Here is a 15,401-nt window from a genome sequence, read left to right on the forward strand (position 1 = left end):
ACTCTATTTTTCTAATATTGTAGACTAATCTATTCACTTTTTTTTAAACCTTTTAATAATTTTTCCGCATCAATAAATCCATAGGTTACAGCCTCTTTTAAATGTTTTCGGGCATTTAATGTGTCATTTAATTTGAGAAATGTTTGACCCAGCCAGCTGTGGCTATTCCCAATTTCAAATCCATATTTTATTGAGGTTTTTAAATCTTCTATGCCAGAATTATAATTATTGAGATATAAATGAGCTATTCCTCTTTCGTGTATTATTTCAAAATCTTTTACACGGTAGTCAGAATCACTGTCCCATCTACCTGCATAATTAATAAATAGTCTTATACTATCACTTTTTATGGCACCTTCTGTTTTAAGAGCTTCGTTATAATAATTTATCGCTATCTGATACTTTTCAAGGCGCTTAAAATTATTGCCAATATTGTTTAAGACCATAGTGTTTTTGGGATCAAATGCAAGAATAAGTTTGTAGTCCTCAATTGCGCCTTCAAAATCACCAATCATAGATTTGTCAGCACCGCGATTAATTAATGCTGGTCGAAAGTTTCGTCTTTTGTTAATAGCTTTATTCAGAAGCCCTATAGCTTCTTCATATTTGCCATCTTCTTCTAGATCAAAAGCCTCATCGAAGTAATCATCTGCACTTCTTATATCGCAAGAGCTGAAAACTAATAAGGTTAATAAAATAATTGAAAATCTTTGCATGTGACTTAACTCTAATGCGCCTCTAGCCAATTTTGTCCTAATCCAACCTCAACATCGAGCGGTACCGCCATTGTAAAGGCACTTTCCATTTCTGTCTTGATTAGCTCTTTAATGGCATCTAGTTCGTCATTAGGAACATCAAAAACAAGTTCATCATGTACTTGAAGAAGCATCTTTGTTTTGTAGTCGCTGTTTTCTAGTTTTTCAAAAATATTAATCATCGCGATTTTAATAATATCTGCAGCACTTCCTTGTATAGGTGCATTCACCGCATTTCGCTCGGCTGCGCCTCGCACAACTCCGTTGCTGGAGTTAATACCATTAAGGTAACGGCGACGGTCTAATACTGTTTTTACATAACCATTTTCTCTCGCAAACTCAACAAGCTCGCTCATGTAGTTGCGTAGTTTTGGGTATGATTTATAATAGTTATCTATAAGTTCTTTTGCCTCGCCACGAGATAAATCGGTCTGGTTAGAAAGTCCAAAGGCAGACACTCCGTATATAATCCCAAAGTTTACCGTCTTCGCATTACTACGTTGCTCGCGAGTAACTTCTTCTAGTGGCACATTAAAAACTTTGGCAGCCGTACTAGCGTGAATGTCTTCTCCGTCTGTAAATGCTTGGATCATGTTCTCCTCCTCACTTAACGCGGCAATAATGCGCAGTTCTATTTGAGAATAATCGGCAGCAAGTAGGGTGTGGTTTTCATCTCTAGGCACAAAAGCCTTACGCACTTGACGGCCACGTTCTGTACGAATTGGAATATTCTGTAAGTTAGGATTGTTTGAGCTCAAACGTCCCGTAGCTGCAACCGTTTGCATGTAATCTGTATGCACACGTCCATCATGAGCTACTTGCTCTGGTAGTGCGTCTACATAGGTAGATTTTAATTTTGATAAGCCGCGATAGTCTAGTACTTTCTGGATGATGTCGTGATCTTTTGCGAGGTACGATAGCACATCTTCGGCAGTAGAGTACTGCCCAGTTTTTGTCTTTTTAGGCTTGTCGACAAGTTTCATTTTGTCAAATAATATCTCACCCAACTGCTTAGGTGAACCTATATTAAATTCTTCTCCCGCTTCCGCGAAAATTTCTGATGTAAGACGCTCTATATCTGCATTGAGATCACCAGAAAGGCTTTGTAAGAAAGATACATCAAGATTGATTCCTTCTACTTCCATAGCCGCTAGCACACGTAATAACGGAATTTCAATATCATCAAATAGCTTTCGAGTACCAGCCTCATCTAGCTCTTTTTCAAAATGATGTTTAAGTTGTAAAGTAATATCTGCATCCTCTACTGCATATTCTGTTTGATCATCTATAGAAACATCGCGCATCGATTTCTGGTTCTTTCCTTTCTTCCCTATAAGTTCTGTGATAGAAACAGGTGTGTAGTTAAGATAGGTCTCCGCTAGCACGTCCATATTATGACGCATATCTGGATTGATGAGATAATGTGCTAGCATGGTGTCAAAGAGTTTTCCTCTTACCTTTACATTATACTTAGCAAGTACTTTGATATCGTATTTTAAATTCTGTCCTATCTTTTCAATTTCGGTATTTTCAAAGAAAGGTCTCAACTCTTCTATAAGTACCTGAGCTTCTTCTTTACTTTCCGGAAAAGGAATGTAGTATCCTTTTCCTGCTTCCCATGAAAAAGCAATCCCTACTAGTTCTGCAACAAGCGGATCGAGACCTGTAGTTTCTGTGTCAAAACAAACAGAAGACTGATTGTTGAGGTTTTGTATAAATAATTTTCGCGCAAGCGGACTATCAATTTTCTGATAAAAATGGTTCGTGTCTTTTATAGTCTTTCGTGTTGACGCATCTGAAACTGCCGCAGCAGTCGCTCCGCTATCACCACCAAATAATGAAAACTGACCAGCTCCAGCACTAGAAGCAACCGCTTTCTTAGCCGAAGGTGTAGAAGAAACTTGCGTTCCTTGATCTGCTTCTCCAGAAAATATTTTGATAAACTGATCCTTCATTCGGCGGAATTCAAGCTCTTCAAACTTTTTCCCCACTGCCTCGGCATCTGGTTCAGAAAGTTCGTAGTCTTTTGCGTTAAAAGTCACGTCGCAATCTAGCATGATAGTCGCTAGTTTTTTTGAAAGTAAGCCTAATTCGGCATTTTCTATAACTTTCTCCTTCATCTTACCCTTGAGCTTATCTGTATTTGCCAGTAAACCCTCCATAGATCCGTATGCAGCTATAAATTTCTTTGCCGTTTTATCACCTACACCTGGCAGTCCAGGTATATTGTCAGACGCGTCACCCATCATACCTAGGTAATCAATTACCTGTAGCGGGTTTTCTACTTCAAAACGTTTTTGCACCTCTGGAATACCCCAGATTTCTATACCGTTACCCATTCGGGCAGGCTTGTACATAAATATATTTTCAGATACTAGCTGTGCATAATCCTTATCTGGTGTGACCATGTACACCTTGAAACCTTCCTTTTCGGCTTGCTTAGATAGGGTTCCTATAAGGTCATCTGCTTCCACACCCTGACGCTCAATGATAGGTATATGCATAGCCTTAAGAATCTCTTGGATATGAGGAATCGCAATGCGTATTGCCTCTGGAGTTTCATCGCGGTTTGCTTTGTAATCTTCAAAAGCCTCAACACGTGCAGAGCTTCCACCTTTGTCAAAGGCCACTGCGAGGTGATCTGGACGTTCTCTTTTTATAACATCAAAGAGACTATTAGTAAATCCCATGATTGCACTTACATCCATTCCGGAGCTTGTGATACGTGGGTTTTTTATAAGCGCATAATATCCTCTAAAAATGAGCGCATATGCATCTAGTAGAAATAATCTCTTCTGGGTATTCTCGGTGGTATTGGTCACGTGAAGTTGTTTTGAATTACGCTTTCGCGAAAGCGTATTACGGCTAAAACTCAAATGTAAGAAGATGTGCTTAGATATAGCAGCGGTGTTGATAAATAGTAGCACCAAACTTTATTCGCTTTTAAGGAATAAAGAAAGCCAAGAAAGGAGAGTAATACATGAAACCGCTCGTTTATTGGGTGGTTGAAATTTGTAGATGCTATTTGAATTCGTCATTTTTAAGAATCAACATTTTATAGTTCGCAATTATTTTCAAAGACCTAAGCGAATTTTACGTAAAAAATGAAGTAAGTGTAGGGTTAAGCAAACTAGCGATAGCCTCACAATTATTATTTGCTAGTCATATTTCGAAGTCAGCAGAACAAGACAAAATCATCTATGGCTTTTAGTTTGCGCCGCAACGAAGGAAATTTTTAGTAAAGTTCGGTTAAGTCTAGACTTTTTTGGTTCGTTTTTTTTGTCAATGAAAAAAATGAACAACTTCTTTGAAAAGGACTCAATTAATGGAATGAAAACTATTGTTTTTAAAAACTACAATTGAATCCATAATTTTTTGAGAATTAAAATTTTAGTTCACAATTATTTTAAATGATCTAAGCGAATTTTACGTAAAAAAAATGAAGTAAGTGGAGGGTAAAGCAAACTAGCGATAGCCTCACAATTATTATTTGCTAGTCATATTTCGAAGTCAGCAGAATAAGACAAAATCATCAATGGCTTTTAGTTTGCGCCGCAACGAAAGAAATTTTTAGTAAAGTTCGATTAAGTCTAGACTTTTTTGGTTCGTTTTTTTTATCAATGAAAAAAATGAACGACTTCTTTGAAAAGGACTCAATTAATGGAATGAAAACTATTGTTTTTAAAACTACAATTGAATCCATAATTTTTGAGAATAAACATTTTAGTTCACAATCATTTTAAATGACCTAAGCGAATTTTACGTAAAAAAAATGAAGTAAGTGGAGGGTTAAGTAAACTAGCGACAGCCTCACAATTATTATTTACTAGTCATATTTCGAAGTTAGCAGAATATGACTAATTCTTTAATGGCTTTTAGTTTGCGCCGCAACGAAAGAAATTTTTAGTAAAGTTCGATTAAGTCTAGACTTTTTTGGTTCGTTTTTTTGTCAATGAAAAAAATGAACGTATCGGGTGTTGGAACTTAACCTTAATCACAGTAGAAGCCAAGCAAGATGAGTACAACATGAAACCGCTCGTTTAAAAAACGTACTAGCATTAGAGCTTGTCTACTCGCGACTCCGTTATGATTTGTTGTGAAAGCCAATCCTTGACTTTTGGGCATAAAGAAAGCCAAGCAAGAATGCTTGGCTTTCACCCCAAATCATAATTGATTATTTAAAGTCAATTACAACAGTCTTAAATATTTTTTGCCTTATAGGCTTGCGCAAATATATAACAATTCTTTAGATAGAATATTGTCTTGAAATAAAATGAAGTGCTGTTGCATGGTGTAACCTCCTGTTAATCAGTGATTGGTGAATTGTCATATTCAGCCTCAATTTTGTGATTCTTACTAAAATCACTGTAATTTGCGTAGTTCACCGAGAATAAAGGGCAATACATCTATTTTAACAAGTAGTCTAAAAATTTATGTTAATTCGTCTTGTTTTCATAATATGATGACGAAAAGTTCTCATTTTCACCATTTTGATATCTCATCATCGTAAATCCTTTATGAATGCAATGACTTCCAGTTTCGCCAGATTTATTCATAGCAATATATGCGATTTGAAAATCTTTATAACGAGCTCCCTTCTTTATTATTCTATGGATTGCCTCTTCGCAAGCAGCCTGTGGTGACATCCCGGAACGCATTAACTCTACAATTAAAAAGCTTCCTACTGTCTTGAGTACTTCTTCTCCCATTCCTGTTGCTACAGCACCACCCACTTCATTATCTACAAAAAGCCCAGATCCTATAATGGGAGAGTCTCCCACACGCCCTTTCATTTTATAACCTAATCCAGATGTAGTACAAGCGCCTGCAATATCACCACTGCTATCTATTGCTAGCATCCCTATGGTGTCGTGATTCTCAATGTTAATTTCAGGTTTGTAATTACTAGTTTTTAGCCATTCTTTCCAAGCTTCTTTGCGTTCTTCTGTGAGTAGTTTTTGTTTCGTGAACCCCTGCTCATAAGCAAATTCTTCGGCGCCTTTTCCTGCTAAGATTACGTGCGGCGTTTCTTCCATAACCTTGCGGGCTAAGGCAGCGACATTGACAATATTTTCAACTGCAAGCACAGCTCCACAGTCTCCATCAGAATTCATCACGCAGGCATCTAGCGTGACATTACCATCTCTGTCTGGTGTGGCTCCTATACCTACTGTAGTATTTTCTATATTTTCTTCTTCCACAGCAACGCCTGCTATAATTGCATCGAGTGCAGAGGTGCCATTGTCTAGCAGTTCGCCAGCTTTTGCTGTAGCTCCAGAAAAGCCCCATGTGCAAATGGCAATAGGAGATGGTTTTTTGATATTTTCTTTTTGCGCTTTCGCGAAAGCGGTATTATCCACATCACCAGTGCTTGTGCCTAGGTCATTGCATGCCATCAAACTTGCGCCTGTGGCAATCCCAGCTCCCGCAACTGCAGATTTATTTATAAATTTTCTTCTGTTCATAATGCAATATGTACTACAGTGATATTAAACAAATAGTTCTTGCTTTTCTGCCCATTCTGTCCATGAGCCATCATAAACACTGCGCTCTCTATCTGAAATTAAGGCCAAAGCAAATAAAATGATGCAGGCTGTAATTCCAGAACCGCAGCTAAAAATAATAGGCGTGTCTGCAAGATTAAGATTGTCGAAAGTGAGTTTTAATTCTTCCTTAGACTTAAACTTTCCATTATCTAAAACTTCTGTATACGGTAAGTTTAAGGAGTTTTTAATGTGGCCGCTTTGTATATGTGTCCTAGGTTCTGGATCAGTGCCATTAAACCTACCACTTGACCGAGCATCAATGAGTTGGCAGTTTGAGGTGGTGATATTTTGAACTACTTGTGCGTAGCTCTTAATAGCAGACTCATCAAGGTGAGCTTTAAAATTGCCTGGAGATCTTTTTACTTCAACAATTGTTGTAACCGGAAAATTATTTGCTATCCATTCTGGAAGGCCACCGTCTAAAATAGATACATTGTGATGCCCCATTGTTTTAAACATCCACCACACGCGCGGACTGGTAAAAATCCCTTTGTCATCATATATGATAACATGACTGTCACTATCTATGCTTAAGGTTTGGCATTCTTTTTCAAAATGTGCAGGCTGAGGAAATGTGTTAGGAAAAGCACTTTTTGTATCGCTAAAAGTGTTTTTAATATCAAAGTGTTGCGCTCCACGGATGTTTGAAGCAGTATTAAAATGAGCGCTTGCATCTAGTAATACAATATTGTCATCACTAAGATGTTTCTCAAGCCACTGTGCTGAAACTAATTGATCTACCATAATTATTCTGTTACTGAACTACAATCTCATCTACAAATACCCAGCTTTTTCCTTGATAAGGAAAACCTAAATGCCACTCTGGAAGATCTCCTAGTGTCTTTGCAATAAGCTTTATATAGCGCGCTTGTGTATCTTGTTGTTTCCCTTTAATACTTTTAATAGCAATGTCCTCATCGCGAGAAGCAGTATCAATTTGCTCTTGGTGATAGATTTCAAAATTTTCACCGTCCATAGATGTTAGGAATGTTACTTCTGTTGGGTAGAAAATCCAACTGCGTTGATCTTGTAAAAAAGCAGTTTCAATACTAGTGATGGTTTGTGCTTTACCTAGGTCTAGCGTAGCTACTGCATCCTGAGCATCATAACCCTGCCATGTTCCTGAACGGAATTCTTTTACTCCTCTTACTCCATCTATCAATGCATTATCTCCACCGGCATTATATGCATTTGCATAAGTTGCATCAAGTTTAAGAGAATAGTTTTCATTTAGTTTAAACAACGGAGTTTCTATGGTAGCACTTTGTCCATGACGACCCATCGCATAGGTGCGTAAGGTGTTGTGATCTTTAATCTTAATGGGTAGTCTGTATTTTTTGAAGTTATTACCATCTTCTTCTAATGCATAAAAAACATCCACATTTTTATCTGTGGTGGCGAGTGTGATTTCTGTGTCTTTTTTAAAGTTGGCTTCTCCTTTTGCTATAAAAGGCGCTACTGTAAATTTATTATCCTCAATACTTGTTTTAGGACTATGCGCGGGATGTTTTGCCCATCGGGAATGAGTAGCTGCCATATTAAATATGAGTTCACCGCCATCCATAATATCTTCATGTTTCAAGTATGAGTATGGGTAAGCCTTGTCGTCCATATACGCACTTTCTATGTGTATATTTTCTTCAGAAAGATTTTGTGCAACAATGGTAAAACTATTGCCATTTTCTAAATGTATGGTAGCCTTATCAAATAATGGCGTGCCAATAACATACTCATTACTTCCAGGGGTTACAGGGTAGAAGCCTAAAGAGCTTAGTACGTACCACGCGCTCATTTGCCCACAATCTTCATTGCCAGAAATTCCATCTGGAGAATTGGTGTATAATGTAGTGAGGATTTCGTGTACACGCTCTTGTGTTTTCCATGGTTTCTGGATGTAGTTGTATAAATATGCCATGTGATGACTTGGCTCGTTGCCATGAGCATATTGTCCTATTAATCCTGTGATATCTTGCTGGTGACGACCAGAAGTTGCAGTCTCGACCGTAAATAGTGTGTCTAGTTTTCTTTCAAAAGCCTTGTTTCCTCCGGTGAGATGAATAAGCCCACTTATGTCTTGAGGCGCATAGAGACTATATTGCCAGGCATTTGCTTCGGTATAGTTGAAATTTACTTCAAAGGGATCAAAAGGAGAGAACCATGTGTTGCGCATGCGACCTCGCATAAAACCAGAAGAAGGATCATATACATTTTTGTAAGACTGCGCGCGCTTTGTAAATTCTTGATAGATTTCATCATTGCCCATTTCTTGAGCCACCTGAGCGATGGTCCAGTCGTCATAAGCATATTCTAAGGTCTTTGATACAGACTCTGCTTCGTTATTTGCAGGGATAAAGCCGTATTTCTTGTAAGATGCAAGGCCAAGTTTGTCTTGTGAGGCACTATGAAGCATCGCTTCAAAAGCTTTGTCTACATCATAATCACGTATTCCTTTCATATAAGCGTCTGCAATTACGGGTACTGCATGATAACCTATCATACAGCCTGTATAATTGCCAGCTAGATCCCAAATAGGCATAATGCCACCTTCCTCATATTTGGCAAGAAAGGTGTTTATAAAATCGTTGGTACGTTCTTCTTCTATGATCGTGTATAAAGGGTGGGCTGCGCGATACGTGTCCCACAGTGAGAAAACAGTGTAGTAATCAAATGCGTCTGTTTGATGAATTTCTAGATCCATCCCTCGGTAGCGGCCATCCACATCTTGATAAAGGTTAGGGGCTAGCATGGTATGATATAGCGAAGTATAAAAATTAGTTTTGTAATCTGAGTTTTCACTTTCTACAACAATTTTTTCTAGCTGACTTTCCCAAGTACTTTGTGCTTCTTGCTTTACTTGGTCAAAGGTTTTGTTTCCTATTTCGGTTTCTAGGTTCTTTCGCGCCCCAGCTTCATCTACGGCAGATATTCCTATTTTAATGATGATTTCTTCATTCTTGGGATTGTCAAACTGCAACGCAGCTTTATGTGATGTCGCGCCATTCTTCGTCCCTTTTGGTTGTTTTAGATATTTGAAAGTATGAGATGTTTTGATATAATAAAACAACTTTTGATTGCTAGCCCAAGCCTTGGAATGTCTGTGTCCAGAGAGTTCTGTGCTAGAGAGTGTGTCTATTTTAGTACTTAGTACCTCATCACGATGCTCAAGATCTAAAATCACAAAGTTTTTTAAAGAGTCCGCTTTCGCGAAAGCGTACTTATGCACACCACTACGAGCAGCAACAGTAAGTGCTACATCTATATTTGAGTTGTCTAGATGTACGCTATAATATCCTGGTTGTGCTACTTCATTATCATGCGTAAAATGATCCCGATAACCAGGTTTTCCATCTGCACCATTATTAAACATTATGGAAGTAGAAGGCATCAAGAGGATGTCTCCATAGTCTGAAACTCCAGTGCCGCTTAGGTGTGTGTGACTAAAACCATAGATGAAATCATCATCATAATGATACCCAGAACAACCGTCCCAGCCATCTAATCGTGTGTCTGGACTAAGCTGCATCATACCAAAAGGCATGGTCGCCCCAGGGTAGGTATGACCGTGGCCACCGGTGCCAATAAATGGATTCACATAGCTTATGAGGTCTTGAGCTTTTTGAGCAGGAGTAACCTCCGTAATATGCTCGCAACTAGTGACTGTAAGTAGGAGAAGAAAAAGAGAGAGTAGGTAGCGCATTGATATGGTAGGTTTGTGTCTAAGATACAGAAAAGCAGTAATTCTTTAAACTGACTTTTGCATTAAAAGAAAGGGCACATATGGTTTAGTATCTTTAAAGGATGAAAGTAGAAATCTGTGCAAACTCGTTTGAAAGTGCGCTGGCTGCTCAAGATGCAGGAGCACATCGTATTGAACTTTGTCAAGAATTATCGCTAGGAGGGATTACTCCTAGTCATGGTTTGATAGAGAAAGTGATGCAAGAGCTTGAGATTCCTGTGTTTGTATTGATAAGGCCAAGGTCTGGAGATTTTATGTACTCGGAAGCCGATTTTGATGTGATGTTGCGAGATATCGCTTTCGCGAAAGCGCAAGGTGCACAAGGGATAGTTTCTGGAATATTAAACACAGATTTTACAATTGACGCAGAGAGGACTAAACGCTTAATAACCGAATGCGGCGAACTGCCTTTTACCTTTCATCGCGCTTTTGATTGGACGCCAGATGTTTTTGAAGCATTAGAGCTACTCATAGATATGGGCGCTCAGAGGGTTTTAACTTCTGGAATGAATGTTAATGTGAATGAAGGTTATGAAACCTTGGTGCAATTACTAGCTGCGGCTAGAAATCGTATAGGTATTTTACCTGGCGGAGGAATCTCTGTTGATAATGTTATGAAATTTAAGAACGCAGGTTTTAGCGAAGTGCATGGTAGTTTGAGTAGTAATGCGTTTGGATATAATCATCCTATAAAAATGCACTCGCTAGCAGGTCATGAAAATAACTTACTTCAAGCCTCTGATGTTTCCAAAATAAAAGCACTTTTAAATAGGCTATAAAAAAAAAGGGTGCAGTTTGTAAACTGCACCCTTTGATATTATCGTAGTTGATGATTAATCATTCAACTTTAGAACCGCCATAAACGCTTCTTGTGGGATCTCTACATTACCCACGGCGCGCATACGCTTCTTACCTTTCTTTTGTTTTTCTAGTAGCTTACGCTTACGAGAGATATCTCCACCATAACATTTAGCCGTTACATCCTTACGAAGTGCTTTTACCGTCTCACGAGAGATAATTTTAGCTCCAATAGCTGCTTGTATTGGAATATCAAACTGCTGGCGTGGTATTAACTCTCTTAGTTTTTCACACATACGTTTACCTATATCGTAAGCATTGTCTTGGTGTAATAATGCAGACAGAGCATCTACCGCTTGCCCGTTAAGAAGCACGTCAACTTTTACAAGTTTTGATGCGCGTAAACCTATAGGAGAATAATCAAAAGAAGCATATCCTTTTGATACTGTTTTAAGACGATCGTAAAAGTCAAAAACAATCTCTGCAAGTGGCATATCAAAATTGAGTTCTACTCTTTCTGTAGTAAGGTATGTCTGACTTACAATCTGCCCTCTTTTTTCAATACATAAAGACATAACAGGTCCTACAAAATCAGATTTTGTAATAATTGTTGCTTTAATAAAAGGCTCTTCTACTCGGTTTAATGAAGAAGGTTCTGGAAGATCTGAAGGGTTATTTACTAAAATAATCTCCTCAGGGTTTTTATGAGTAAAGGCATGGTAAGACACGTTAGGTACCGTAGTGATAACCGTCATGTCAAATTCACGCTCAAGACGTTCTTGTATGATTTCTAAGTGTAGCATTCCAAGGAATCCACAACGGAAACCAAAACCTAGTGCTGCAGAGCTTTCTGGTTCAAAAACTAGAGAAGCATCATTAAGTTGTAGTTTTTCCATAGAGTTACGAAGCTCTTCGTAGTCCTCCGTGTCTACTGGGTAGATACCGGCAAAAACCATTGGTTTTACATCTTCAAAACCTGCAACAGCATTTTGTGTTGGGTTTTTAGCATCTGTAATTGTATCACCCACTTTCACTTCGCGGGCATCTTTTATTCCAGTGATTAGGTAGCCTACATCACCAGTTTTTACTTCTTGTTTTGGGGCTTGCGTAAGTTTTAATGTACCTACCTCATCTGCGCCGTATGTGTTTCCTGTTGCAACAAACTTAATTTGTTGGTTTTTCTTGATACTTCCATTAATAACACGGAAGTAAGTCTCCACACCACGGAAGGGGTTGTAAACACTGTCAAAAATAAGTGCTTGAAGTGGCTCGTCTGGATTTCCTTTTGGTGCAGGAATACGATTTATTACCGCAGCAAGAATCTCCTTAATGCCAATTCCAGTTTTTGCAGAAGCAGGAATAATCTCAGAAGGATCACATCCCAAGAGATCAACAATATCATCTGTTACCTCCTCTGGATTTGCACTTGGAAGATCTATTTTATTAAGAACAGGTATGATTTCAAGATCATTTTCTAATGCTAGGTAAAGATTTGAAATTGTTTGTGCTTGTATACTTTGAGCAGCATCAACAACTAGTAAAGCTCCTTCACAAGCAGCGATACTTCGAGATACTTCATAAGAGAAATCCACGTGTCCAGGAGTATCTATGAGGTTGAGAATATAATTTTCTCCCTCATATACATATTCCATTTGTATAGCATGAGATTTGATCGTGATTCCACGCTCACGCTCTAGGTCCATACTGTCTAGCAGTTGTGCTTGAGACTCACGTTTTGTAACTGTTGCAGTCTCATCTAGTAGACGATCTGCAAGTGTACTTTTACCGTGATCAATATGGGCAATTATGCAAAAATTTCGGATGTTCTTCATAGTCTCTCAAATAGATTGCAAATATACGAGATATGAGACCATATTGTAAGTGTATTAAAGATTAGAATAATTATTATAAAAAAATGTTAAATACATTGCGCTCATTATTAGGTTTCTACCTATTTTTATCAACTTATGACAGAAATTAAGAACTCCCTCATTCTCATATTCATAGTGTTAACAGCGTTTTCCGCTTATTCTCAAGACTTTAACATTAGTGGTAAAGTGCAAGAAGTTAATGCACAACCTATTCCATTTGCAAACGTAGTGTTGCTAGATGCAGAAAAGGAAATTGTACAAGGTACTATTACAGAAGACAATGGGTCTTTTGTAATTTCTTCACTCAAAGGAGCTGATGAGTATTATATTAAAGTGAGTTTTGTAGGGTTTGAAGATGCTACAACTAGTGTGTTTTCCCTTTCGGGGAATAAAACGCTTCCTCCAATTATTTTACAAGCTAGTCAAGAAAGCTTAGATGAAGTCACAATTACTGCCAAGACACCTACTGTTGTTCGTAAGGCTGATAGACTTGTGTTTAATGTAGAAAATAGTATTCTCTCTACTGGAAGTACTCTTGATATTTTAAGGCGCACGCCAGCTGTGGTGGTAACTCAAGGAGGGATCAATGTAAGGAACCAGCCAGTCACTGTATATCTCAATGATAGAAAAGTGCAACTTAGTGTTGAAGAGATAAGAAGCCTACTAGAAAGCCTAGATGGAAATAATATAAAGTCTGTAGAGGTGATTACAAATCCTCCAGCCAAATATGATGCAGAGGGAGGAGCTATTTTAAATATCAATACTTCTAAGGCTGTTGCAGCTGGTTACAAAGGAAATGTAAGTGCTACAGGTACTTATGCGATTTACCCAAAACATACTTTTGGTACCAGCCATTTCTTTAAAAACGATAAGGTGAGCTTGTTTTTTAATTATAGTTATAATCCGCTTAAAGCTACAAAGCAGAGTGATAACTCAATTAATTATTTAGATCAAGGTATTAGTGCAATTTGGGATCAAGATTTTGAGCGCAAAACGTGGTCTAAGGCACATAATGCTAATCTTGTAGTCGATTACGAGCTAACGGAGAAGTCGCAGCTTAGCTTGTCTGTAATAGGTTTATTTTCTCCAGATGTTTTTGAATTTACAAGAGCAACGACAGATGTTGTGTCTCCCTCGCAAGATCCATTTTTTATAAGAACACAGAGTTCTATAGATAGCGATCGTAATAATATAGCTTTTGATTTAAAGCATACATATGCCCTAGAGAAAGGAGAACTTAGTACAAGCGCACACTTTACTAGCTTTAATCGCAATAAATTACAGCGACTAGGGTCAGTCTATACAAATGAAAGTGATGATGTGCTCAGTAACATAAGATTTGCAACAGATGCTACTCAAGATATTGAGATTTTTACTGGACAGGTAGATTACAATACAAGTTTTGGCGAGGTGCTTTTTGAATCAGGTGCCAAAGTTGCAATTATTGATTCTCAATCCAAAATTGATTTTTTTGATTTAAACAATGTAGAAAATACTGGACTTGAACAGGCCCAAAGCGATAACTTCTTGTATGATGAAAATGTATACGCTGCTTATGTTTCGTTTAATAAAGATTGGGAAAAATGGTCTATTAAAGGTGGTTTGAGAGCTGAGCAAACAAATAGCGTAGGGAATTCTATTGTTTTAAATACGAAGACGGAGTTAGATTATTTCGAACTATTCCCTAGTGCTTATGTGCAGTATAGTCCTTTCGAAAATCACAGCTTTGCGATAGATTATTCTCGCAGGTTAGAAAGACCACGTTATCAAGATCTTAACCCTTTTGCATATTTTATAAATGAGAATAACTTTATTATAGGGAACTCTGGGTTGCAACCATCTTTTAGCCATCAATTCAATGTGAACTATTCATTGAAAGATGAATACTTTTTTGATGTTTACTATAGAGATAATGGAGAGAACATTGTAACGGTAGCCACGCAAGATAACCAGAATCAAGTGTTAAGGTCAGACAGCCAGAATGCTTTGGGCAGTAAATCTTGGGGGCTAGATTTTAGCCATGGTCGCTCTGTAAATAGCTGGCTTTATACAAGTGTGTATCTAAGTGCTTTTCATGAGGAGGATTCATTCCTTATAAACAGATCTACAAACACTAGCTTTAAAAATGATGTAAATGGATTTTATGCCTACATAGGAAACTATCTCACGCTAGATAAGCAAAAAACCCTAACGGGTTTTGTGACCTTTGAGTATTTGTCTAGTTTTATAGTAGGTTCATACACGCAAGATGAAACTATTCAATTAGACCTTGGCCTTCGTAAATCTTTATGGAATAAGAGGGCTTCTTTGAGCTTATCGGTAGGTGATATTCTGAATAGAGCAAATGCTAACGTGAGCGCTAAGTATGAAGGGCTCGATAATCAATATTTTCCTGAATTGGAGACTCAGTTCCTTAGAGTGGGGTTCAAATATAATTTTGGCAACTATAAGTTGAAAGATAATAATCGAGATTTAGATAAGGCAGAGCGAGATAGGATTAACAATTAAGACAAGTATTCATCGATAATACTATTACAAAACCACTTCAACGAAGTGGTTTTGTTGTTTAGAGACAAATCCGTTTTACAATTACTTCTTGAGCGCTTCGTTTTATTCACTTAGAAAAAGAAAGTACCTTTGCGCTTGTTACGCTTTCGCGAAAGCGTACTAAAAAACATAATGCGTTTACAATAAA

The 15,401-nt window shown here is 37.8% G+C and carries 8 protein-coding genes; 2 read left to right on the forward strand and 6 right to left on the reverse strand.

Features of this window, described 5'->3' with window-relative positions:
• Positions 1-29 precede the first annotated feature (29 nt).
• The 5 genes from ACJJVW_RS09555 to ACJJVW_RS09575 form a co-directional block, all read right to left on the reverse strand.
• Positions 30-746, reverse strand: coding sequence for a tetratricopeptide repeat protein (locus ACJJVW_RS09555; protein WP_405251504.1), 717 nt, complete (start codon positions 744-746; stop codon positions 30-32).
• Positions 728-3,577 (reverse strand): DNA polymerase I, encoded by a 2,850-nt coding sequence (polA, locus tag ACJJVW_RS09560; RefSeq protein WP_405253092.1) that lies wholly within the window; start codon positions 3,575-3,577, stop codon positions 728-730. The genes ACJJVW_RS09555 and polA overlap by 19 nt, the downstream gene beginning before the upstream one ends.
• 1,614 nt (positions 3,578-5,191) lie before the next feature.
• The gene (locus ACJJVW_RS09565) at positions 5,192-6,220 is read right to left on the reverse strand and encodes an isoaspartyl peptidase/L-asparaginase family protein (RefSeq protein ID WP_405251506.1); all 1,029 of its coding nucleotides are present in this window, start codon (positions 6,218-6,220) and stop codon (positions 5,192-5,194) included.
• A 24-nt stretch (positions 6,221-6,244) separates the two neighbouring features.
• A complete protein-coding gene (locus ACJJVW_RS09570) occupies positions 6,245-7,045 on the reverse strand; it encodes a sulfurtransferase (protein ID WP_405251508.1) in 801 nt (266 codons plus the stop codon).
• Positions 7,046-7,055: 10 nt separating this feature from the next.
• A complete protein-coding gene (locus tag ACJJVW_RS09575; RefSeq protein WP_405251509.1) occupies positions 7,056-9,998 on the reverse strand; it encodes a GH92 family glycosyl hydrolase in 2,943 nt (980 codons plus the stop codon).
• A gap of 101 nt (positions 9,999-10,099) precedes the next feature.
• Between ACJJVW_RS09575 and ACJJVW_RS09580 the strand changes: the two genes are divergently transcribed.
• Positions 10,100-10,816 (forward strand): copper homeostasis protein CutC, encoded by a 717-nt coding sequence (locus tag ACJJVW_RS09580; protein ID WP_405251511.1) that lies wholly within the window; start codon positions 10,100-10,102, stop codon positions 10,814-10,816.
• A 54-nt stretch (positions 10,817-10,870) separates the two neighbouring features.
• On the opposite strand, the gene lepA is transcribed toward ACJJVW_RS09580, so the two are convergent.
• The gene (gene lepA / locus ACJJVW_RS09585) at positions 10,871-12,667 is read right to left on the reverse strand and encodes a translation elongation factor 4 (RefSeq protein ID WP_405227113.1); all 1,797 of its coding nucleotides are present in this window, start codon (positions 12,665-12,667) and stop codon (positions 10,871-10,873) included.
• A gap of 135 nt (positions 12,668-12,802) precedes the next feature.
• On the opposite strand from lepA, the gene ACJJVW_RS09590 reads away from it, so the two are divergent.
• Entirely contained in the window at positions 12,803-15,214 is a 2,412-nt protein-coding gene (locus tag ACJJVW_RS09590; protein ID WP_405251513.1) for an outer membrane beta-barrel protein, read from the forward strand.
• Positions 15,215-15,401 lie beyond the last annotated feature (187 nt).

It is taken from the genome of Dokdonia sp. Asnod3-C12, assembly GCF_045063975.1.
GTDB lineage: Bacteria > Bacteroidota > Bacteroidia > Flavobacteriales > Flavobacteriaceae > Dokdonia.